This window comes from Marinobacter sp. CH_CUG1437-1, assembly GCF_037029655.1.
Classification (GTDB): Bacteria; Pseudomonadota; Gammaproteobacteria; order Pseudomonadales; family Oleiphilaceae; genus Marinobacter; species Marinobacter salsuginis.
Genome location: NZ_JAYMEW010000003.1, coordinates 514,456 through 536,386, shown reverse-complemented (window position 1 = coordinate 536,386; position 21,931 = coordinate 514,456). Strand labels below are relative to the sequence as shown.

Below are 21,931 nucleotides of genomic sequence, written 5' to 3'. Positions count from 1 at the left end.
GACGGTTCATCTGCCCTGCTTTCAGCCTTTGAGCCGACGGTGCTCCCACACTGGCATCCGGGTGCGCAGGTTGGCCACCTGATCCAGGTCCAGCTCGGCGGCAACCAGTCCCGGGCCTTCACCCATTTCCGTCACCACCCGCCCCCAGGGATCACAGATCAGGCTGTGGCCATAGGTGCGCCGGCGCTCGCTGTTCTGACCACCCTGGCCCGGCGCCACTACCCATACCTGGTTTTCGATAGCCCGCGCCCGGATCAACGGATACCAGTGAGCATCACCCGTCTGCCAGGTAAAAGCGCTCGGCAGGCAAATCCAGTCCACATTCTGCTCCCGCAACAGCCGGAACAGCTCCGGGAAGCGCAGGTCGTAACAGATCGCCAGCCCCAGCTTCCCGGCGGGCGTGTCCACGGTCACCACCTGCTCGCCGGGCTCGAAGGTGTCGGATTCCCGATACTGGCCATGGGCGTCTTCGACCATGGCGTCGAACAGGTGGATCTTGTCGTAGCGGGCAACTTCCCGGCCCTGATCGTCAAACACCAGGCAGGTCGCCCGAACCCGATCTTCGATCTCGGAGCCATCCGGTCGCTTGGCCACAGGCATTGATCCGCCCACGATCCAGATTCCGAGCTTTCGGGCCTGCTCCGCCAGAAATGCTCTGATTACAGGCTCAGGGCCGGCTTCCTGACGGCCACAATCGATCATCTGAGACGTGGCCAGAACTGCAAAATTCTCTGGCAGCACCGCGACAGAAGCCCCCTCTGCGGCGGCCTCCTTCAACAGCTTTTGCGCTTCAGCCAGGTTGGCCTCGATATCATGGCCGCTGACCATCTGTATGGCCGCAACCCGGTTGGAAACACGCTTGCTCATAACTGCCTCCGCTATTGCCGAACAGAAAACTCACTCACCGGTATCGAAGACCCGCTGCAGATCCACCTCCGGCTCATCCCATGTACCGGTCACACTATAGGTCGCACTGGTCAGCCTGCTAAGAGGATCGCCCAGAATCTTGTCCAGTACAAACAGAGCGCCGCCAATCGGCGCTCCTGCCCCCATAAGCAAAGCGGCCAGGGGTAAGTTCTGGGTCAGGGGTAACACAACCACAAGTCGCATATCCAGATCTTCGCTGGCCATATTGGTGGTACCACTGAGCTTGAAAGCGCCCGATGGGCCCACAATCTGAAGTTCCGGATCCATGGTCAGCAATCCGTTGATAATTTGCGCCTTCCCCGAGATCGCGTCAAAGGCCACGCCCCGCTCATACAGATCAGAGAAGTCGAGCTTCAGCCGGCGCCAGAGTGTGTCGGAGTTCAGCAGATTGAAGACACGGAACAGTTGAGCAGTGTTGTTTCGTTCAAGGATGACCCCCTCATCCAGTCGCAGGCTTACGGAACCGCTGAGTTCGGGTATGGAGAACTCATCCGGGCGGCCGGGCCAGTCCAGGTCCAGCTCGATGTTCGTGCCCTCGTTGGTAACCGGCATTTCGGCATTCAACAATTCATTCAAGTCCGACAGGGCACCACCGGTTATCGAGCCTTTGAACCGGCTGGTTTCACGGTCTCCGACGATGCTCCAGGTCATATCTCCCAGCAGGGTCAGGGAGTTGAGGCGACCCTCGATGTCGTTCACCTGTAGCCGGAAAGGCTCAGGGCGAAGCCGGAAGGCCCACTGCCCCAGGGATTCTTCATTCAGCCGAAGTTCAGCGATCGACACATCGATATCTGGCCAACTGCCCATATCCAGCGCCCGGAAGGCTTCCAGCTGTTCTTCCAGCGTTAATAATTCTTCGGACTCCTCACGGGGGGTCTCGCTACGGACGAGCCGTAGCACCTGAAAATCAGCCTTCACTGTCTCGCCGCTCGTCGGAATCACCAGCCGGCCTTCGGCGCGTCGGGAACTGGTGTTGACCACCCAGCGGTCATCAAGGTCGAGCGCATTGATCTCGATGTCGCTCAGGACCTCTGGGCCAAGATAGAGCCGCCCCAGGCGCAGATCAAACCCGGTTTCTTTCCACAGCAGATCAAACGTGGCCCGGTTTTCCCAATCACCGGTAATGCCGAGACCGCCGGAAGCGGATGGATTGATCGTGGCCCGCAGCGGTGCGGCCTCACTCGCTGTTTTTGACAGCGGCTCCGGCCAGTCCACCGACAGCCCCTCTAGACTGGAGCGAACGCGAATTCCGGATGTTGACTGGGCTCCCACATCCAGTTCGGCACTGTAGGCAACTTTACCCTGCAGACCAAAGCCGGAGTCCGTTGACAGCCCGGCTTTGGCGAACACTTCCGGTACCCGGAGAGAGCCGGACTGGCGAATGCTGAGTGCATTGCCGGCGCGGGCCTTGCTGAAGGCGATGGTTACCGGCTCGCCGAAAAACTCTGCAGCCAGGGGGCCACCCGAGAATCCATCTTCACTGTGATAGGTCAGCGCACCACGAACCGATTGCCATTCCAGCCCGGCTGCCGGATAGGACACGGCGCCCTCCTTGACGGCAATACTCGCTTCAACCACGGGCGGCTGGTCCGAGCCCAGCGGCAGATCAATGCCCAGATCCAGCTGATACTGACCGCGGTACTGAAGTTTCTGGGCCTCCGTCCCTGCCATGTCACCCAACGGGCTGTTTTCCATCCAGTAACCAACCGACTCACCCGGCACCCGAGCCGAGGCATCCACCTTTATTCGGGTACCTTGATCAGAGGGAATAACCCGGACTGTTCCGGAAGCCAGATCCAGGCCTCCGGTTCGCCCGGCCTCCAGACGGACCAGGGTATCACCATTGTGAACCCTGACATTGCCCCGGGCGCCTGTGACTGCCGGCCAGGCGTCATCGTAACGAACGGACGCCTGGTCAAACTCATAGATCATGGACGTCACAAAGGACCCTTTCGGAGCATCCGAGCCTATCTGGCCATGGCCGAAGAAGGTTCCCGAGGTGATATCTGCCTCAAGGATCGCCGTGGTAAGCCAGTCATACAGTCCCTGGTTGACCGCTTTGACCGGAACAAAGTCTGCCAGCATCCCGGCATTGCCGTTTTTCACCGAAACCTTGAGACCAAGGTTGTCCTCGCCTTCGCGATCCATCCTCAGGTCAAAAGCACCGTCGAGTTCTGTGGCTTCGCCATAACGCATTCGAACGCCGTCTGAAAATACCCGGGTGATGGCACCATCCAGCTGCCAGGCCACGTCCCCCTCAATTTCCGGGAAGGACCAGGCGCCACCGAAAAGCTGGGGAAACTCGAGAGAGACAGGAGACTGCCCCGCCGCGATCCGGACATAGCCCTTTTGCCTGTCGAGAAAGATCTCACCGTTGGCGGAGGTGATGCCGGGTGCGCCGCCGTGGGCCCTCACGCTGACCTCGCGCAAACGTCCCGAGAGCTCGAAATCCTCCGGTGCGCCGTCGGGGAAGAAGATTTTCAGTTGATCAAGGAAGCCGCCCGGGCGATAGTTTCCCAGAGCACGGAGCGCGCGCTCCGGGAGTATCGGAAGCCTGGCCGCAAGGCGGCGGGTGGGCGCGAGTGGCAGGGCATCGGCGATCACGGACATGCCGCCATCCGACGGCGCCAGCCTCAGGCTGAAGGGGGAAACCACGTCACCATCCCAGGTCCACTGGAGCTGCTTCAGGTGCCACTCCCCGAGTGCGAAGGCGCCGGTTTCGACCAGGGTTTCATCGGTCATCACGCTATCGTGGCGACGCCAGCCGAATCTGGCCTGGATATCCTCCAGGGGCGCCAGGGATTCGTACCCGACACCCAGTTGCAGGTAGGGTGTTCGAACGGTTCCGGTCACCTGTTGCAGCAGGCCGTTGCGGAACGTGAGCCAGGCCTCGCCGCCAAGATCGAACCCTTCCACCCGAAGCGTCCGCCACTGGTATTCGTCGATCAGCCCATCGAACAGCCGACCGGAATCCACATCAAGGTACAGCTGACCGGTAAAATCGCCCCGAAAAAAGTGACGGCCTACCAAAGCAAAGCTGGCCAGTTGCTGGGTGGTACCGGACTGCATGGCGCGGCCAGACGCATGGAACAAGCCACGGCGATAATCAAGGTCCAGTTGGGGAATGTCCAGGTGACGAAGATTGCCCTGATTATCCCGGATGCCCAGATTGACCCGGGTGATTTTCACATAGGGATCGGACAGCCAGTTGCCGGCAAGCTCCAGCCACTCCTGCAACTGGTTGCTCACTGGTTCCGGTATGTCCGCCCCCCTCACAGCGACGTCACCACCCCGTTCCTGGTTGACGGTCAGCTCAAGACCGTCTGCCTGGAAGTCCTCAAAGACGATCCTCAGGCGGGTCAGCGAGGCGAGCGCATCAAAACGGATGTTCAGATGCTGGAGATTCGCTACAACGACGCCGGTATCAGGGTGACTGATCTGAATGTCGCGGGCGGTGAATGCAGGATCCAGCCAGTACCACTGGGAGGAAAGACCGCCGATGCTGACATCATGGCCCAGTCGATTGGACAACTCCTGTGCCAGATCATCGCGAAAGCTGTCCACATTCTGGGTTAGCTGGCGCCCGAGCCCGGCGTACAGTGCCAGGAGCACAAGCAGAGCCAACAGCATCCACCAGATCAGACTGGCCAGCCGCGCCAATAGCCGCACCGGAGGGCTCTCGGGCAGGTTCTCCGGAAGCGGCGGTTCGTGATCAGCGGAGGACATCCAGGCCCCTTAACCCGGTAACCGGCGCGGTTTCCCGGGTTCAGAGCAGAACCACATCATACTGCTCCTGGCTGTAGAACGGCTCCACCTGGAACCGAATGGTCTTGCTGATGAAAGTCTCCAGATCGGCGACGTTGTCAGACTCCTCATCCAGCAGGCGGTCCACCACGCTCTGGGAGGCCATCACCAGATAGCTTTCGGCATCGTAGGCACGATTGACCCGGAGAATTTCCCGGAAAACTTCATAACACACGGTTTCGGTGGTCTTCAGGAAACCGCGTCCGTCACAGATCGGGCAGGGTTCGCAAAGCACCTGGCCCAGGCTCTCGGTGGTGCGCTTGCGGGTCATTTCCACCAGGCCCAGCTCGGACACCCCGGTAATCTTGGTCTTGGCGTGATCCCGTTCCAGCATCTTTTCCAGCATCCGGTGCACCTGGCGCTGGTGCTCGGGATCTTCCATGTCGATGAAATCGATGATGATAATACCGCCCAGGTTCCGCAGCCGCAGCTGGCGGCTGATCGCCCGGGCTGCTTCCAGATTGGTCTTGAAGATGGTCTCTTCCAGGTTACGGTGCCCAACAAACGCGCCGGTGTTGATATCGATAGTTGTCATGGCCTCGGTCTGGTCGATGATCACATAACCGCCGGACTTGAGCTGGACCTTTCGGCTCAGGGCTTTCTGGATTTCGTCTTCCACCGAGTAGAGATCAAAGATGGGCCGCTCGCCCGGGTAGTACTCTACCTTGTCGGCAAATTCCGTAACGAACTCTTCGACAAACTCCATCACCCTCTGGTGGCTCTCGCGGCTGTCGATGCGAACCTTTTCAGTCTGCGGTCGGATCAGGTCACGGATGGTGCGAATAAACAGCGGCAGATCCTGGTATACAACGGCCGGGGCCTGAACCCGGGCAATTCGCTCGTGTATGGACTGGCTCAACCGGTGCAGATAGGCCATATCGCCAATCAGGTCCTCAGGCGAGGCCGCTTCTGCAGCCGTCCGGATGATATAACCACCCTGAACGTCCTGATCTGCCGCTGCCGCCTCCTCGACGAGGGTTTTCAGGCGCGCTCGCTCGGCATCATCCTCAATGCGCTGCGAAATGCCAACGTGACTGACGCCGGGCATGAACACCAGATACCTTGAAGGGATTGAAAGCTGGGTGGTCAGGCGGGCGCCCTTGGTACCAATCGGGTCCTTGGTAACCTGAACCACCAGGGACTGGCCCTCCCGGAGCAGGCTGCGGATATCCGGGACGGTCTTGGGGGTGTCGGCAGGCTCATCGCCATTGGACTGACTCGGAACCACATCGGAAGCATGGATAAATGCAGCCCGTTCCAGACCAATATCGACGAACGCGGCTTCCATGCCCGGTAAAACCCGCACCACTTTGCCCTTGTAGATGTTCCCGACAATGCCTTTCCTGCTGGTGCGCTCTATGTAGGCCTCCTGCAGCATGCCGTTTTCAACCAGGGCCACCCGCGTTTCCACCGGGGTGACGTTGATAAGAATCTCTTCACTCATAATGTTTGGCTCTCCAGACTGCGCGGCCAGTTTTTCCAGACCGGGTAATCGGCACCAGCCAACAACGCGGCGGTTTCCTGCAGCGGCAGGCCAACCACGGCACTGTAGCTACCCCGGAGCTCATTAACAAAAATACCACCAAGGCCCTGAATTCCATAACTTCCGGCCTTGTCCATGGGTTCGCCGCTGGCCACGTAAGCATCAATCTCTTCGGAGGAGAGATCCCGGAAACAGACTTCCGTTGTGACCAGAACGGATTGGCATTGCCCATCGTTGGCCAGCGCCACGGCAGTCATCACCTGGTGCGTCGCGCCCGAAAGGCGGGCCAGGGTTTCCCGGGCATCCGCCGCGTCTGTGGGCTTACCAAGGATTCTTCCATCGAGCACCACTGAAGTGTCCGACCCCAGAACCAGGCATTGCGGCGCGGATTCGGCCACAGCCAGCGCCTTCTCCCGGGCTAAACGTTCCACATAATGTTGCGGCGTTTCATCGACTTCCGCTGTTTCGTCGATGTCCGCCGGACGAACCGAAAATTTCAGGCCGATTTGCTGCAACAGCTCCGCCCGGCGCGGCGAAGCCGAAGCAAGAATGATGGATGGCATGGCTAACCCAGTTTGCGGTTAATGTTGTCCAGCAGGATACAGAATACCGGCCACACCAGGGCACTGGTCAGGGCCGGCCAAAGGTAGCTGAACCCGGCGTCATCGGCCCCCAGCAGCTGCTTCACGAAATGCACCAGCATCTGATTGATGCCCAGCAACAGGAACACCATCAGGCACTGCTGGGGCATCGGATACATGCGCAGACGTTGATGGATGGTAAGCACCAGAAAGGCGATCAGCGCCATGGCCATGGCATTGACGCCAAGGGGAGTGGCTTCGAGCACATCCAGCAACAAGCCCAGACACCAGGCCAGGAGGATTCCGAACTGGGCCGGAGCCCGGAATGTCCAATAGAACACCACCAGCCCCAGCCACTCCGGGCGGAACTCGAACCAACCCACAGGAAACAGGGAAATACTGAACACCAGTGCAACAACCACGGAGAGCGCGAAAACCGGATAGCTGATTACGGATAACATCAGTCCTCCCCTCCCTGGTTGCCGTCATTCTCGGCGTTAGCGGCAGTCTCACCCTCGACCACCTCGACTTCGATCGGAGAGGCATTCTCCGGCGGGAATACCACCAGTACAAGACGGCTCTGGTTCAGCTGCGCCTTGGGCGACGCTTCGATGGAAACAAACGGTTCGCCCGGTTCCTTGGAAATACGGCTGACTTCCGCAACCGGGTACCCCCTCGGAAAACGTCCGCCAAGCCCGGAACTGACCAGCAGATCGCCCTCACGGATATCGGCCGTGTCCGGCACATGAACGAGATCCAGGGTATCGGTGTCACCGGTGCCCAGCAGGATTGCCCGCAAGCCATTGCGCACCACCTCAACTGGCACCGCATGGCTGCTGTCAGAAACCAGCAGGACGCGAGAGGTGATCTGACTGCTCTGCACCACCTGCCCCATCAAACCATGGGCATCCAGGATAGCCTGGCCCGGCGACAAGCCGTCGCTGCGGCCCTTGTTGATGATGATTTCGTGGGAGAAGGGATCCGGGGAAACGCCGACAACCTCACCGACAATCACCCGATCATCCAGAACTTCGGAGGAGTTCATCAGGCGGCGCAGCTCGTTGTTCTCCGACGCAAGGGCGGCGTATTTGAGGGCGCGACGTTCAAGGATCAGCAAACGGGCGCGGAGATCTTCGTTTTCTTCCTGCAGATCCTGTTTGTTTTCGAACAGCCCGGCGACCCAGTCGGTAAGTTCGTAAGGCGCGTTGCCCAGCCAGTACACGGGGGCCAGGCCGGTGGCGATGGTGCTTCGCACGGTTGAGAGCTTGTCGAAACGCGCATCGGCAACCACCAGGGCTGCCGATACGAGAAGAACAATGAGGAGTCTGAAGCCGGGAACAGGCCCCTGGACAAAGATGGTTTTAATGGCGAGCCCTCCCCACAGGATTATCCCTCCTGGGAGAACATTCCGATGCCACCCCGATCAATCACTTCCAGCGCCTTGCCGCCACCACGGGCAACACAGGTCAGCGGGTCTTCAGCGATGATCACCGGCAGGCCGGTTTCTTCGCTGATCAGTTTGTCCAGCCCGCGCAGCAGAGCGCCGCCACCGGTCAGTACGATACCGCGCTCGGCAATGTCGGAGGCCAGTTCGGGCGGAGACTGCTCAAGAGCACTTTTGACGGTCTGAACGATCTGCGCCAGGGATTCCTGCAGCGCGTCGAGAATTTCTTCGCTGTTGAGCGTGAATGCCCGGGGCACACCTTCCGCAAGATTACGACCGCGAACGTCGATCTCACGAATCTCGAGGCCTTCATAAGCGCAGCCGATTTCGTGCTTGATGCGCTCGGCGGTCGAATCGCCAATCAGGCTGCCGTAGTTGCGGCGCACGTAGGTAACGATGGCCTCATCGAACTTGTCACCGCCCACCCGCACGGATTCAGCATAAACGATGCCGTTCAGGGAAATAATGGCGATCTCGGTGGTACCACCACCGATGTCGACGATCATGGAACCGCTGGCTTCCTCAACCGGAAGGCCGGCACCGATAGCAGCCGCCATGGGCTCTTCAATCAGGAAGACTTCCCGGGCACCAGCACCGAGGGCGGATTCTCGGATGGCCTTGCGCTCTACCTGGGTAGATTTGCTGGGCACACACACCAGCACTCTCGGGCTCGGGGTAATGAAGCTGTTCTCATGCACTTTATGTATAAAGTGCTGGAGCATTTTTTCGGTTACCACGAAATCTGCAATTACGCCGTCTTTCATGGGGCGAATGGCGGTAATGTTGCCCGGTGTACGGCCGAGCATGCGTTTGGCTTCGGCGCCTACCGCGGCGACCATTTTCTGGGAGTTGTTGGTGCGAATGGCCACTACCGAGGGCTCGTTCAGCACGATTCCGCGCTCACGCACGTAAATGAGGGTGTTGGCGGTGCCCAGGTCGATGGACAGATCGCTGGAGAAGATGCCTCGGAGTCTTTTTATCAACATTCGTGTAGTTTCAACCTGAGAGTTGCAGTCGCAAAGAAAAGATGCGGCAACTTTAGCAGTGAGCACCCCTGCAGGCAAGGCGCTAGCGGGCCTCACGCCTTACGGTTCACACATTTACCTTATGGGCTGGGGCCTCCCGCCATTGTTCGAATCTGTTACCATACTGCCCTTAATTTTTATTTGGGTGCAGGGGCGGTTGGAAAAGGCTGTCCAAAACACGCTACAAGCACATCCGTGTGCGCTTGATTCGGGCCATCCATGGCCCTCAACAGTTTTGGACAGCCTTTTCCAACCACCCCGGACCCCGTGCAAAATTCCGGCTTCTTTTATTACCGACATTTCATTTACCTGGGAGGCAATGCGTGACCATTTCCCGTGAGGACATTGAGAAAGTCGCTGTGCTCGCCCGCATTCGTGTGGATGACGAGCAGGTTTCGGCTCTGGAGAAGGATCTGGGCAACATCCTGGATCTGGTTGATCAGTTGGGTGCGGCCGACACCGATTCGGTTGCGCCCATGGCCCATCCGCTGGATGCGGTCCAGCGCCTGCGCGCGGACGAGGTAACCGAGACCAATCAGCGGGAGGCGTTCCAGGCGATTGCGCCGGCTACCGAGAACGGGCTTTATCTGGTTCCCCGAGTGATTGAGTGAAAGGAAACGTCATGCATAGCAAATCTGTAGCAGAGCTTTCCCGGGATCTGGAGAGCGGCAAGGTGTCCAGCGTTGAGCTGACGCAGGAGTTCCTCGACCGCATCAAGCGGGAAGATTCAAAGTACAACAGCTTTATTACCGTGACCGAGGAGCAGGCGCTGGCTGATGCCCGGATGGCGGATGAGCAGCGGGCAGCGGGGAATGCCACGGCCTGGACCGGGGTTCCTTTCGCGCACAAGGATATTTTCTGTACCAACGGCGTTCGCACCACCTGTGGTTCGAAGATGCTGGAGAATTTTGTTCCGCCCTACGACGCGACCGTTACGGCGAATTTCCGCCAGGCGGGCGCGGTATGCCTGGGCAAGACCAACATGGACGAGTTCGCCATGGGGTCGTCCAATGAGAACAGTTATTTTGGCGCCGTGACCAACCCATGGGGATTGAGCGAAGGCAACAAACGTGTGCCGGGCGGGTCGTCTGGCGGGTCGGCTGCGGCGGTTGCGGCTCGACTGACTCCGGCGGCGACGGCCACGGACACCGGTGGTTCGATCCGTCAGCCGGCGGCGCTGTGTGGTGTTACCGGGCTGAAGCCGACTTATGGCCGGGTATCCCGGTACGGGATGATTGCCTTTGCCTCCAGTCTGGACCAGGGTGGCACCATGGCCCGCACAGCAGAAGACAATGCGCTTATGCTGAACGTAATGGCGGGCTTCGATCCGAAAGACTCAACGTCCATTGACCGCGAGGTGCCGGATTACACCGCCACGCTGAACGAGCCTTTAAAAGGCCTGAAGATCGGCCTGCCTAAGGAATATTTCAGCGACCAGCTCAGTCCGGCGATGGAGCAGCAGGTTCGCAACGCGATCAAGGAATACGAGAAGCTGGGCGCCACGGTTAAAGAAGTGTCGCTGCCAAACGCAAAGTTAGCGATTGCCGCCTATTACGTGATCGCGCCGGCCGAGGCTTCTGCCAACCTGTCACGGTTTGACGGTGTGCGCTATGGCTACCGTTGCGAGGACCCGAAGGATCTGATGGATCTGTACACCCGCTCCCGGGCGGAGGGTTTCGGAGAAGAGGTGAAACGTCGGATTCTCGTGGGCACCTATGCCCTGTCCGCCGGCTATTTTGATGCCTATTACCTCAAGGCCCAGAAGGTTCGCCGGCTGATCCAGCAGGATTTCATCAATGCCTTCAAGGAAGTGGACGTACTGATGAGCCCGACCACGCCCTCGCCGGCCTTTATCCAGGGCGAGAAGACCAGTGATCCTGTGACCATGTACCTTGAGGACGTCTTCACCATCGCCATCAACCTGGCGGGCGTTCCGGCCATGTCTGTGCCGGCCGGTTTCGTGGACGGTCTGCCGGTGGGTATGCAGATCATTGGGGATTATTTCTCAGAGGCCCGTTTGCTGAACGCCGCCCATCAATTCCAGCAGGTGACCGACTGGCACCAGCGCGAACCGCAATAAGCCCGGGACAGGAGAACGAGTATGCAGTGGGACATTGTGATCGGGCTGGAAATTCACGTTCAGCTCGCCACCAAAACCAAGATTTTTTCCGGCTCCAGCACCGCTTACGGCGCCGAGCCCAACACTCAGGCCAATGCCGTTGACCTCGCCATGCCCGGCACCCTGCCGGTGCCGAATGAGCAGGCTTTCCGGTATGCAGTCATGTTCGGCCTGGCAGTGAATGCCGAGATTGAGCGCCGTTCGGTCTTCGAGCGGAAGAACTATTTCTACCCGGACCTGCCCAAGGGGTATCAGACCACCCAGCTTGAGCGCCCGATTGTTGGCCCCGGCTACGTGGACATTGACCTGCCCAACGGTGAATCCAAGCGGGTGCGCATTCACCACGCCCACCTGGAAGAGGATGCGGGAAAGTCCCTGCACGAGGATTTCCATGGCATGACCGGTGTTGATCTCAACCGGGCGGGCACCCCACTGATTGAAGTGGTCACCGAGCCGGACATGAACAACGCGGACGAAGCGGTCGCCTTTGCCAAGAAGCTGCACAGCATCGTGACCTCGCTGGGCATCTGCGACGGCGATATGTCCCAGGGCTCCATGCGGTTTGACGTCAACATTTCGCTGAAACCCAAGGGCTCCGACACTCTGGGCACGCGTACCGAAACCAAGAACCTGAACTCGTTCCGGTTCATGGAACAGGCCATTGCCCACGAAGTCGAGCGGCAGATGGACATTCTGGAAGACGGCGGCAAAATTGTGCAGGAAACTCGTCTGTACAATGGCGATCGTGATGAGTCCCGTTCCATGCGCACCAAGGAAGAAGCCAACGACTACCGCTACTTCCCCTGCCCGGACCTGTTGCCGGTGGAGATCGATGACTCGTTCATCGAAGAAGCCCGCAACAGCCTTCCGGAACTGCCGGACGCTCGCAAGGCCCGCTTCAAGGATCAATACGGCCTGAACGACTACGACGCTGGCCTGCTCAGCGGCGACTCGAAACTGGCCGCATTCTTCGAAGAAGCCGCCAGCCAGGGCAAAGATGCGAAGCTGGTCGCCAACTGGATCCAGGGCGAATTCTCTGCCCGCCTCAATGCGGAAGAGAAATCCGTTGCCGACTCCCCCATCACCGGCGCCCAATTGGGCGACCTGGTTGTGCGGATTGCCGACAATACCATCTCATCCGCTGGCGCGAAGAAGGTCTTTGAGGCGCTGTGGACCGGCGAGAACGACAGCGTCGATGCCATCATCGATGCCAAGGGGCTAAAGCAGGTCTCTGACACTGGTGCCCTGGAAGCCATGGTGGATGAGGTTCTAGCCGGTATGCCGGATCAGGTGGCGCAGTATCAGAACGAGGAAGACCCGAAGAAGCGCAAGAAGATGCTTGGTGGCTTTATGGGGCCGCTGATGAAGGCCTCCAAGGGTCAGGGGAATCCCAAGCTGTTTAACGAGATTCTTGTTCGCAAGCTTGGGGGGTAGACTGCTGGCTTAGGGCCGTAGCTTTTAGTTGCGGCCCTAGCCTTCTCACTTGGGGGAAGGCCTCGGCGGGCAGCTTCTCCCAAAAACCGCTACGAGCACGTCCATGTGCGCTTGGCGTCGGCCATCCTTGGCCGCCGACATTTTTGGGAGAAGCTGCCCGCCAAGGCCATGGATCCCTTCGATAACTCGCGATAGTTCAGACCAAACGAGCCCAAAGATCATGCTCATCGGCATGCTCAACAACGGCCTGAACAATTTCGCCTGGAACAAGGTCAGTCTCGTCGTTGAGGTAAACCATACCGTCAATCTCCGGCGCATCCGCCTTGGAGCGGCCAATGGCGCCTTCCTCGTCGACCTCATCAATCAGCACGTCAATCGTCTGCCCAATTTTGGCCTGCAAGCGGGCTGCTGAAATCTCGGCCTGTTTTTCCATGAATCGGGCCAGACGCTCTTCTTTTACTTCCTCGGGAACTGCGCCTTCCAGTTCGTTGGCCTTGGCACCTTCCACCGGGCTGTATTTGAACGCGCCGACACGATCCAACTGCGCTTCGTCGAGCCAGTCCAACAGATACTGGAAGTCTTCCTCGGTTTCACCAGGGAAGCCGACGATGAAGGTGGAGCGAATGGTCAGCTCGGGGCAGATCTCACGCCATTTGCGGATGCGCTCCAGGGTCTTGCTGTCGTGGGCCGGGCGTTTCATGGCCTTTAGCACTTTCGGGCTGGCGTGCTGGAACGGGATGTCCAGGTACGGCAGGATCTTGCCTTCGGCCATCAGGGGAATGATGTCGTCCACATGGGGATACGGATAAACGTAATGCAGGCGAACCCAGACACCCAACTCGCCCAGCGCTTCGCACAGGGACTGCATTTTGGTCTTGAGCGGCCTGCCCTGCCAGAAGCCGGTGCGGTATTTGGTGTCGACGCCGTAGGCCGAGGTGTCTTGGGAGATGACGAGGAGCTCCTTCACACCGGCATCCACCAGGCGCTGGGCTTCGTCCATCACATCGCCGATGGGGCGGCTCACCAGGTCGCCGCGCATGGACGGGATGATGCAGAAGGTGCAGCGGTGGTTACAGCCCTCTGAGATCTTCAAATAGGCATAGTGACGCGGGGTCAGTTTAATGCCCTGAGGCGGAACCAGATCGGTGAACGGGTCGTGCTGCTTTTGTTGGGGCACGAACTGGTGAACCGCGCCTACCACCTCTTCATAGGCGTGGGGACCGGAAACCGCCAGTACACCGGGATGAGTGTCGCGAATCTTGTCGGCCTCCACGCCCATGCACCCGGTAACAATCACCTTGCCGTTTTCGCTGATAGCCTCGCCGATGGCGTCCAGGGATTCCTGCTTGGCGGCATCAATAAAACCACAAGTATTTACGACAACGATATCTGCGTCGTTGTAGGTGGGCACGACATCGTAGCCGTCCAGCCTCAGCTGGGTGAGGATTCGTTCGGAGTCTACGAGAGCCTTGGGGCAGCCAAGGCTGATGAAACCGACTTTGCCGTTACCGGAGGAGGCAGGGGTCTGGGTGTTATCTGTCATAAAAGGCTTGGAATTCCCGGAGCTCGGCACGAGCCCACAAATGAATGAAGTCCCGTATTTTACACCAGCTGCGGGATCGGCTGCACCAAGAGTCGAACCGGGAAAAGCAGCAGAATAATCTGACAGACGTCAAAATTTGTGACGCCCTGTTCAGAAAGATTTAACAAATCTGCCACTATAGACGGCAGGCTTCTTGCTGATCACAAAGTAAACAACTACACTTTTACTCGCTTATCATGCGTTTAAGTGTTTTTCTGGAAGAGATTTATGGGAAAGGCAGCCTCATTTGCAACCAGACACGCCAGAAGAGTCAACATGAAACCTGTCGCCGCCAAATTGAATTTGCGCAACCAACAACGGGTGGATGTAGCCACCGACATTACGATTGAGAAACCGGACGGCTGCTGCCTGACCTGTTCGGTGTCCAATCTTTCCCGCACCGGGGTGATGATCTCCTGTAATCAGGAGACGGTGAAACAGCTTATACCCGAGCAGAAGGCTCCCGCCCCTGGCAACTGGATTGCGGTAAAAACGCGCTTCGCCGTGCCCGTCGTCGCCACACAACCGGTTTCTATTATTGCCGACGGCAACATCGTTCACATGAGACGCATCGCCCGGGATGAGTTCCAGCTGGGCATCCAGTTCGCAGAGTTTGAAGGCAACGGCTTCGACTACGTTGACCGCTACGTCTCCAAACTGTTGGCCGACTCCCGCAATCCGGCCTGAACGTCACCTCTGGCTCACCTCCATTCAGAGCCTGCCACTGCTATATTGTTATAACGTCAATGTCTAGTTGGGCGTCTTCTTATGCCCTTACCCCCTCTGGTATAGTTGCCGTATTCATTCGCACAGCCAACACGGCCCGCACGGCGGCAACGGATTATCATGACCACATACAATCTCACGCACCTGAAACAGCTGGAAGCGGAAAGCATCCACATCATCCGGGAAGTGGCAGCCGAGTTCGACAATCCGGTAATGCTGTACTCCATCGGCAAGGATTCCGCGGTAATGCTCCACCTGGCCCTGAAGGCCTTCTATCCGGGCAAACCACCCTTTCCCCTGATGCACATTGATACCACCTGGAAATTCCGGGACATGATCAAGTTCAGGGACAACGTGGCTGATAAGTTTGGCCTCGATCTGATCGTCCATACAAACCAGGAAGGCGTGGACCAGGGAATCGGCCCCTTTACCCACGGTAGCGCGAAACATACAGATGTCATGAAGACCCAGGCCCTGAAACAGGCACTGGACAAGTACAAGTTCGATGCAGCGTTTGGCGGTGCCCGTCGCGATGAGGAAAAATCCCGGGCCAAGGAACGCGTGTATTCGTTCCGGGATGAATACCACCGCTGGGACCCCAAGAACCAGCGGCCGGAGCTGTGGAACATCTACAACGGCAAGATCAACAAAGGCGAGAGTATCCGGGTGTTTCCGCTGTCCAACTGGACAGAACTGGATATCTGGCAGTACATCTACCTCGAGAACATCGACATCGTTCCGCTTTATTTCGCCGCCGAGCGTCCGGTTGTTGAGCGTGATGGCACCCTGATCATGGTGGACGACGACCGCATGCCATTGAAGGAAGGCGAAAAACCGATGATGAAATCGGTCCGCTTCCGGACACTGGGCTGCTACCCGCTGACGGGTGCCATCGAGTCCGAAGCCAACACGCTTCCGGACATTATCCAGGAAATGTTGCTGGCCAAGAGCTCCGAGCGCCAGGGTCGGGTGATCGACCACGATTCAGCCGGCTCCATGGAACAGAAAAAGCGGGAAGGGTATTTCTAAGATGTCACACCAGTCTGATCTGATTGCAGAAGATATTCAGGCCTACCTGAAGCAGCACGAGAACAAGGAACTCCTGCGCCTGCTCACCTGCGGCAGCGTGGACGACGGCAAGAGCACCCTGATCGGCCGGCTGCTTCACGACACCAAGATGATCTACGAAGATCACATGGCCAGCCTGAAAACCGACAGCGCCAAGATGGGCACCACCGGCGAGAAACTTGACCTCGCCCTGCTGGTGGACGGCCTACAGGCAGAGCGGGAACAGGGCATCACAATTGATGTCGCCTATCGGTACTTCTCCACCGACAAACGCAAGTTCATCATTGCCGACACCCCGGGCCACGAACAGTACACCCGTAACATGGCAACCGGCGCGTCCACGGCCCAGGTCGCCATCCTGATGATCGATGCCCGCCACGGCGTGCTGACCCAGACCCGGCGCCACTCTTACATCGCTTCTCTTCTGGGCATTCGCCATATTGTCGTGGCAGTGAACAAGATGGATCTGGTGGATTTCAGCGAAGAACGCTTCAACGAAATCAAAGACGATTACCTGGCGTTCGCCGCCAAGCTGGGCCTGAAGGATATCCGCTTCGTGCCGCTGTCCGCCCTGGAAGGCGACAACGTTGTGAACAAGAGTGAGAACACGCCCTGGTTCACCGGCCAGCCCCTGATGGAAATCCTCGAAACGGTGGAAGTCGGCCGGGACAAGAACCTGGAGCATTTCCGCTTTCCGGTTCAATACGTTACCCGCCCGAACCTCAACTTCCGGGGTTTCTGCGGCACCATCGCCTCCGGCGTGATCCGCCCGGGCGAACAGGTGATGGCCCTACCCTCACGCCGCACCAGCACGGTCAAGGAAGTGGTCACTTTCGATGGCAACCTGGAAGAGGCCTATATCGATCAGGCGGTCACCCTCACCCTGACCGATGAAATCGACATCAGCCGCGGCGATATGCTGGTCAAAGTGGAAGACGAGCCGGAAGTGGGCAACCGCTTCAATGCCAACATCGTGTGGATGACCGATGCACCACTGGAAACCGGTCGCCTGTACGACATCAAGCTGGGACCGACTTTTACCTCCGGCACGGTGAAAAAAATCCACCACCAGACCGACGTGAACACCCTGGAACAGCATGCCAACCCCAGCCAGTTGCAGCTGAACGAAATTGGTCTGTGTGAACTGACCCTGAACCAGCCGATTGCCTTTGACGCATACCAGCGCAACCACGTCACCGGCAGCTTTATCGTGATCGACCGCCTGTCCAACGTCACCATTGGTGCGGGCATGGTGGCTGGCCTGGCCGATTCCGGGGAATCCCTAGATCCGGTCTCAGCAGAAGAACGCGAACGCCGACTGGCCCAGAAACCGGCGATCATTGCCTGCAACGGCCGACAGGCGCCGGCACTGGCCCTCGCCGTTGAGCGTGCACTGTTCGACCAGGGCAAAACCGCGGTTGTGGTCAACGAAGAGAACGCCGGCGATGCCGACGAGCGCCGCCGTGTTGCCCAGCTTCTGACTTCCCACGGACTGGTTGCCATTGCCGTGAACCTCGGCACTGACATCGCCAATGCGGCTGCGACCGCGGACAGCGAACAGGAGATTCCTGAGGCTGTTAGCAAACTTGTTCAGGAGTTGATTCGCAGCAAGCGGGTTTGATCTCTGACTTCTGAGTCGACATAAGATATCCCTGCTTTGGTGGCTGGCGCCGGGGTGGGGGTATCTTTTTCTTTGGAAAAACAACTCGCTTCGCTCAGACATCTTTTTCCGGCAGAAAAAGATACCCCCACCCCGTCGCCGGCATATATTGGTGTTAGTTCCCAAAGCCAAAGCAAGGAAAACACCCGTTTTTCTTTTGGCGGACCACTGAAAGTCCCGTGGACGTGGGGTAGGTGCGTATTTTTCTCTAGAAAAAAGATGTCTGAGCGCAGCGAGTTGTTTTTTCGTAAGAAAAATACGCGCCTGCCCCGCGGCCTTCCCGCAATCCTTCAGGCTACCAATGAATCCGCCACCAAATCGTGGCAGAATCCCGCCTCTCTGAGTTAATCGAAACAACGAACAGGAGCCAACAATGGCCATCAAACACCTCCGCACTGCCTTCGCCAGCCAGTACCAGCCGGGCCAGCCCGCCCGCCTTGTGACCGGTGAGGCCCTGCAGGAGCCCGGTGGCGATTATGAGGGCCTGCACAAGCAGATGAAGCGCCTGTTCAACAGCAAGCCCGGCAAGAAATACGGCCGGTTTTCCGAAGATCTGGGCGAGTGCCCGTTCAGCGCCTGGCTAAAAGACTATCTGGAAGACAAACAAACCTTTGGCGCCATGACCGACCGCCTGTTCGGGCAGTGGCAGGAACTGCTCACTGGCAGCCAGGAAGAATTCGATGGCCATCTGATGATTGTCCACGATGCCCTGGCCGACGCCGAGGTGGTTTACCTGTTCATTCTGGAAACCGACAGCGCCATGCGCTTCGATGGCAAGCAGTCACTGGATGCGACCGACGTCCTCAGTCTGTCCCGCCTGAACCTGGCCGTTCGCATCGAGCTGGACGACTGGCGCGGCAACAACCCGGCGGAGAACTACCTCACCCTGGTGCATGGCCGTGGAACTGGTGAGCCGGGCGAGCTGTTTATCCGATTGTGCGGGTTTACCAATCAGGTAGACGTAGAAAAGGAAACCATGACGTTCCTGGACGCCGTGGAAGCCTTCGCAAAATCCTCGGAGCCAGAGAAAGCCGGCGAGGTTCGCAACAAGGCTTATGAGTTCTGCAAGGAACAGCATGCCCTGGGCGAGCCTGTGGAAATCGAGGCGCTATCCGGCTACCTGGACGAGAGCGAGCCGCAACGCTTCAAGGAATTCGCCTCGAAAACCGCCGAACTGCCGGAGAGCGGCGTATTGCACCCGGACCACCGTAAGGTGAAAAAGCTGGTGCGTATTGCAGGCTCCGGGGGTGGCATGAGCGTGTCCTTTTCATCCGACCTGGTGAATCAGGCGGTTTACTATGACCGCGACAAAGACGCCTTGACGATTACCCGGCTTCCCAAGGCTTTGCGGGAACAGCTTCAGCGGTATCTCGAGGCTCGCGAGGAGTGATGGGCTGATCGTCCCATCTTGGGCGATTTGCCCTTAGTTTTCTTATTTCCTGCATCCAGCCTACGCCATCAATTAACTCGCCGGTGTCCGGATCGATTGGCGGGTACGGCAGGTTGCGGTCGTCGCAGTAGCGTTTGACGGTTGGCTGGCACCATCTGAACAGCAGGCGGTTGTATTCGTCATCCGGCAACCGGCGCTGGTCGAACATACCAGCCAGTTTTCTCTGCCGCTGAGCTTCGGACAGGATAATCGCGCAGGCGGAAGACACGTTGAGCGACTCCACCATGCCCATCATCGGGATCACGATGTGCTCGTCGGCCTGGGCCGCCGCATCGGCGCTCACACCATCAACTTCGTTACCCATGATCACCGTACACGGCACTGTGTAATCCGCCTCCCGGAAGTCGATGGCCCGGTCAGACAGCTGAGCCGCGTATAGCTTGTGGCCCTGCCCTTTCAGACTGTCGATCGCTTCGTCCATGCTCCGATGGGTGTGGGTGGTTACCCAGTTGTAGCTGCCGCCGGCGGTCTTGCGAAAGGCCCGGAAGCCTTCCTTCGGCCAGACCACGTGCATGTTGGCAAGGCCGAACGCGTCGCAGGAGCGGATGATGGCGGAGAGGTTCCGGGGTTTGTGGACCTGATCGGTGAGGACGCTCAGGTCCGGTTGCCGGGTATTGAGGGTTTGTTTGATTCGGGCGAGGCGTTCGGGGGTCATGATCGTGTTTGGGCTTGATTGTCGATTTAAAGAGCCAAAAATAATACCACAAGCGGACTAGCAACTAGCCGAGACAAAGGTGGTTGAAGTTTAAGCACCCCGTTATAATACTCAGTTCCTTTTTGCTGGCGCCCCGTTTAAACCATCCAGTTCCCGGCGCACCATCCACCAGAATACGCACCAGATTACGTGAGACCCATGGCCAAGAAGCTGTACATCAAAACCCACGGCTGTCAGATGAACGAGTACGATTCTGCCCGCATGGCAGACCTGCTCAAAACCGGTGAAACCGTCGAAATGACTGATTCACCCGATGACGCCGACATCCTTTTGCTGAACACCTGCTCCATCCGGGAAAAAGCCCAGGAAAAGGTGTTTCACCAGCTTGGCCGCTGGAAAAAGCTGAAAAGCAAAAAGCCGGAAATGATCATCGGCGTGGGCGGCTGCGTGGCGTCCCAGGAAGGCCAGGCGATCATCGACCGGGCGCCCTACGTGGACATGGTCTTTGGCCCGCAAACCCTGCATCGCCTGCCGGACATGATTACCGAAGTGCGCGCCAAGGGTAACGGCGTGGGCGTTGTGGACGTCAGCTTCCCGGAAATCGAGAAATTCGACAACCTGCCCGAGCCCGGCGCCGATGGCCCCTCTGCGTTTGTTTCGATCATGGAAGGGTGCAGCAAGTACTGCACCTTCTGCGTGGTTCCGTATACCCGCGGGGAAGAAGTCAGTCGCCCGGCGGACGACGTGATCGCTGAAGTGGCTCATCTGGCCAGCCAGGGTGTTCGGGAAGTGAACCTGCTGGGCCAGAACGTGAATGCCTACCGTGGCGAAACCCACGACGGCGACACCATGGATCTGGCGGAGCTGATTGAGCTGATTGCCACCATCGAAGGCATCGACCGCATTCGGTACACCACCTCTCACCCGGTGGAGTTCTCGGATGCACTGATCGACGTCTATGAGCGTGTTCCGGAGCTGGTCAGCCACCTGCACCTGCCGGTTCAAAGCGGCTCCGACCGGATTCTGGCTGCCATGAAGCGTGGCCACACGGCTCTGGAGTACAAGTCGAAACTCCGCCGCCTGCGCAAGATCCGCCCGGACATCAGCTTCTCTTCGGACTTCATTATCGGCTTCCCGGGCGAAACCGAGAAAGACTTTGAAGACACCATGAAGCTGATCAACGACATCGGTTTCGACATGTCCTTCAGTTTTGTCTACAGCGCCCGCCCTGGCACACCGGCGTCGGACCTGCCGGACGATACGCCGATGGATGTGAAGAAGCAGCGACTGAGCATTCTGCAGGATCGCCTGAACCAGAATGTGATGGATATCAGCCGCAAGATGGTGGGTTCTACTCAGCGGATTCTGGTGACCGGGTTGTCGAAAAAAGATCCTGGCGAGTATGCGGGGCGAACCGAGAACAACCGGATTGTGAATTTCCGGCATGAGAATCCTGAGGTTGTTGGGCACTTTATTGATGTCGATATTGTGGAGGCCTATCCCAATTCACTTCGCGGGGTGCCAGTGGATTCGGAGTTTTACTAGGCCCGGTTTCCCATCCGTCTGGGATTTGGAGTAGGACGATTGGTGCGTATGGCTTCCCAAAAACCGCTACGAGCACATCCATGTGCGCTTGGCGTCGGCCATCCTTGGCCGCCGACATTTTTGGGAAGCCATACGCACCAATCTCCGCCGAATACTCCCTTGCAGGCCACAGAAAGCATTCGTAGGTTGGATTAGACGAAGTCGTAATCCAACAATTTTTTCCGGAACGATGAAAACCGTCGGATCACGCCTCCGGCTACTCCGACCTACTTGTTTTTTAACTTTCGGGCCTGCACATAGAATGATCAGGGTAAGGGCCGGGCGGACTTTCCAAAAACGTGGAGCGCCAGGGATGGCGCGACCGAGCCCTACATGGACGTACTTGCGGGCGCTTTTTGGAGAGTCCGCCCGGCCCTTGCCCGTTAACA

The 21,931-nt window shown here is 58.4% G+C and carries 17 protein-coding genes; 8 read left to right on the top strand and 9 right to left on the bottom strand.

Translation table 11 applies throughout. The annotated features are described in order from the left end of the window. Positions 1–21: 21 nt before the first annotated feature. The 7 genes from WA411_RS11255 to WA411_RS11225 are packed head-to-tail and all read right to left on the bottom strand — an operon-like array spanning position 22 to position 9,222. Positions 22–867, bottom strand: coding sequence for a carbon-nitrogen hydrolase family protein (locus tag WA411_RS11255; RefSeq protein ID WP_136630254.1), 846 nt, complete (start codon positions 865–867; stop codon positions 22–24). 30 nt (positions 868–897) lie between these two features. Further along, positions 898–4,653, bottom strand: a complete 3,756-nt coding sequence (locus tag WA411_RS11250) for a YhdP family phospholipid transporter (protein WP_291905983.1) — start codon at positions 4,651–4,653, stop codon at positions 898–900. A gap of 40 nt (positions 4,654–4,693) precedes the next feature. After that, on the bottom strand, positions 4,694–6,175 hold the full coding sequence (gene rng, locus WA411_RS11245) for a ribonuclease G (protein ID WP_136630255.1): 1,482 nt from the start codon (positions 6,173–6,175) through the stop codon (positions 4,694–4,696). Then, positions 6,172–6,777: a Maf family protein gene (locus WA411_RS11240; protein WP_291905984.1), complete on the bottom strand. Its 606-nt coding sequence runs from the start codon at positions 6,775–6,777 to the stop codon at positions 6,172–6,174. Before WA411_RS11240 ends, rng begins: the two co-directional genes overlap by 4 nt. 2 nt (positions 6,778–6,779) lie before the next feature. After that, positions 6,780–7,256, bottom strand: a complete 477-nt coding sequence (gene mreD, locus WA411_RS11235; protein ID WP_069183063.1) for a rod shape-determining protein MreD — start codon at positions 7,254–7,256, stop codon at positions 6,780–6,782. Then, a complete protein-coding gene (mreC, locus tag WA411_RS11230; protein WP_291906658.1) occupies positions 7,256–8,152 on the bottom strand; it encodes a rod shape-determining protein MreC in 897 nt (298 codons plus the stop codon). Before mreC ends, mreD begins: the two co-directional genes overlap by 1 nt. 29 nt (positions 8,153–8,181) lie before the next feature. Continuing rightward, positions 8,182–9,222, bottom strand: a complete 1,041-nt coding sequence (locus WA411_RS11225) for a rod shape-determining protein (RefSeq protein ID WP_008170134.1) — start codon at positions 9,220–9,222, stop codon at positions 8,182–8,184. Between the two features lie 365 nt (positions 9,223–9,587). On the opposite strand from WA411_RS11225, the gene gatC reads away from it, so the two are divergent. The 3 genes from gatC to gatB are packed head-to-tail and all read left to right on the top strand — an operon-like array spanning position 9,588 to position 12,817. Continuing rightward, entirely contained in the window at positions 9,588–9,875 is a 288-nt protein-coding gene (gene gatC, locus WA411_RS11220; protein ID WP_069183061.1) for an Asp-tRNA(Asn)/Glu-tRNA(Gln) amidotransferase subunit GatC, read from the top strand. Between the two features lie 11 nt (positions 9,876–9,886). Continuing rightward, positions 9,887–11,344 (top strand): Asp-tRNA(Asn)/Glu-tRNA(Gln) amidotransferase subunit GatA, encoded by a 1,458-nt coding sequence (gene gatA / locus WA411_RS11215; protein ID WP_136630256.1) that lies wholly within the window; start codon positions 9,887–9,889, stop codon positions 11,342–11,344. A 21-nt stretch (positions 11,345–11,365) separates the two neighbouring features. Continuing rightward, positions 11,366–12,817, top strand: a complete 1,452-nt coding sequence (gene gatB, locus WA411_RS11210; protein WP_069183059.1) for an Asp-tRNA(Asn)/Glu-tRNA(Gln) amidotransferase subunit GatB — start codon at positions 11,366–11,368, stop codon at positions 12,815–12,817. Positions 12,818–13,013: 196 nt separating this feature from the next. Here the strand turns inward: gatB and rimO are convergent, their stop codons facing one another. Next, complete coding sequence (rimO, locus tag WA411_RS11205; RefSeq protein WP_291905985.1) at positions 13,014–14,360, bottom strand: 30S ribosomal protein S12 methylthiotransferase RimO; 1,347 nt, start codon at positions 14,358–14,360, stop codon at positions 13,014–13,016. Positions 14,361–14,675: 315 nt separating this feature from the next. Between rimO and WA411_RS11200 the strand changes: the two genes are divergently transcribed. The 4 genes from WA411_RS11200 to WA411_RS11185 all read left to right on the top strand — a co-directional run bounded on the left by WA411_RS11200 (position 14,676) and on the right by WA411_RS11185 (position 19,243). Next, positions 14,676–15,086, top strand: coding sequence for a PilZ domain-containing protein (locus WA411_RS11200; protein ID WP_069183666.1), 411 nt, complete (start codon positions 14,676–14,678; stop codon positions 15,084–15,086). A gap of 159 nt (positions 15,087–15,245) precedes the next feature. Continuing rightward, positions 15,246–16,154 carry a sulfate adenylyltransferase subunit CysD gene (gene cysD, locus WA411_RS11195; protein ID WP_069183057.1) on the top strand — a complete coding sequence of 303 codons (909 nt, stop codon included), beginning with the start codon at positions 15,246–15,248 and terminating at the stop codon, positions 16,152–16,154. Between the two features lies 1 nt (position 16,155). Next, a complete protein-coding gene (gene cysN / locus WA411_RS11190; protein WP_291905986.1) occupies positions 16,156–17,814 on the top strand; it encodes a sulfate adenylyltransferase subunit CysN in 1,659 nt (552 codons plus the stop codon). 412 nt (positions 17,815–18,226) lie between these two features. Continuing rightward, the gene (locus WA411_RS11185; protein ID WP_209396698.1) at positions 18,227–19,243 is read left to right on the top strand and encodes a nucleoid-associated protein; all 1,017 of its coding nucleotides are present in this window, start codon (positions 18,227–18,229) and stop codon (positions 19,241–19,243) included. Here WA411_RS11185 and trmH read toward each other — a convergent pair. Beyond that, on the bottom strand, positions 19,179–19,958 hold the full coding sequence (gene trmH / locus WA411_RS11180) for a tRNA (guanosine(18)-2'-O)-methyltransferase TrmH (RefSeq protein WP_291905987.1): 780 nt from the start codon (positions 19,956–19,958) through the stop codon (positions 19,179–19,181). The genes WA411_RS11185 and trmH overlap by 65 nt on opposite strands. Before the next feature lie 198 nt (positions 19,959–20,156). Here trmH and miaB point away from each other — a divergent pair, with 198 nt between their 5' ends. Next, positions 20,157–21,503 (top strand): tRNA (N6-isopentenyl adenosine(37)-C2)-methylthiotransferase MiaB, encoded by a 1,347-nt coding sequence (gene miaB / locus WA411_RS11175; RefSeq protein ID WP_209396696.1) that lies wholly within the window; start codon positions 20,157–20,159, stop codon positions 21,501–21,503. The last annotated feature ends 428 nt before the right edge of the window (positions 21,504–21,931 follow it).

Bases quoted from the DNA above. Each gene is read 5' to 3' on its own strand.
- WA411_RS11255 (WP_136630254.1), bottom strand. From the start codon at position 867: ATGAGCAAGCGTGTTTCCAACCGGGTTGCGGCCATACAGATGGTCAGC.
- WA411_RS11250 (WP_291905983.1), bottom strand. From the start codon at position 4,653: ATGTCCTCCGCTGATCACGAACCGCCGCTTCCGGAGAACCTGCCCGAG.
- rng (WP_136630255.1), bottom strand. From the start codon at position 6,175: ATGAGTGAAGAGATTCTTATCAACGTCACCCCGGTGGAAACGCGGGTG.
- WA411_RS11240 (WP_291905984.1), bottom strand. From the start codon at position 6,777: ATGCCATCCATCATTCTTGCTTCGGCTTCGCCGCGCCGGGCGGAGCTG.
- mreD (WP_069183063.1), bottom strand. From the start codon at position 7,256: ATGTTATCCGTAATCAGCTATCCGGTTTTCGCGCTCTCCGTGGTTGTT.
- gatA (WP_136630256.1), top strand. From the start codon at position 9,887: ATGCATAGCAAATCTGTAGCAGAGCTTTCCCGGGATCTGGAGAGCGGC.
- gatB (WP_069183059.1), top strand. From the start codon at position 11,366: ATGCAGTGGGACATTGTGATCGGGCTGGAAATTCACGTTCAGCTCGCC.
- rimO (WP_291905985.1), bottom strand. From the start codon at position 14,360: ATGACAGATAACACCCAGACCCCTGCCTCCTCCGGTAACGGCAAAGTC.
- WA411_RS11200 (WP_069183666.1), top strand. From the start codon at position 14,676: ATGAAACCTGTCGCCGCCAAATTGAATTTGCGCAACCAACAACGGGTG.
- cysD (WP_069183057.1), top strand. From the start codon at position 15,246: ATGACCACATACAATCTCACGCACCTGAAACAGCTGGAAGCGGAAAGC.
- cysN (WP_291905986.1), top strand. From the start codon at position 16,156: ATGTCACACCAGTCTGATCTGATTGCAGAAGATATTCAGGCCTACCTG.
- WA411_RS11185 (WP_209396698.1), top strand. From the start codon at position 18,227: ATGGCCATCAAACACCTCCGCACTGCCTTCGCCAGCCAGTACCAGCCG.
- trmH (WP_291905987.1), bottom strand. From the start codon at position 19,958: ATGACCCCCGAACGCCTCGCCCGAATCAAACAAACCCTCAATACCCGG.
- miaB (WP_209396696.1), top strand. From the start codon at position 20,157: ATGGCCAAGAAGCTGTACATCAAAACCCACGGCTGTCAGATGAACGAG.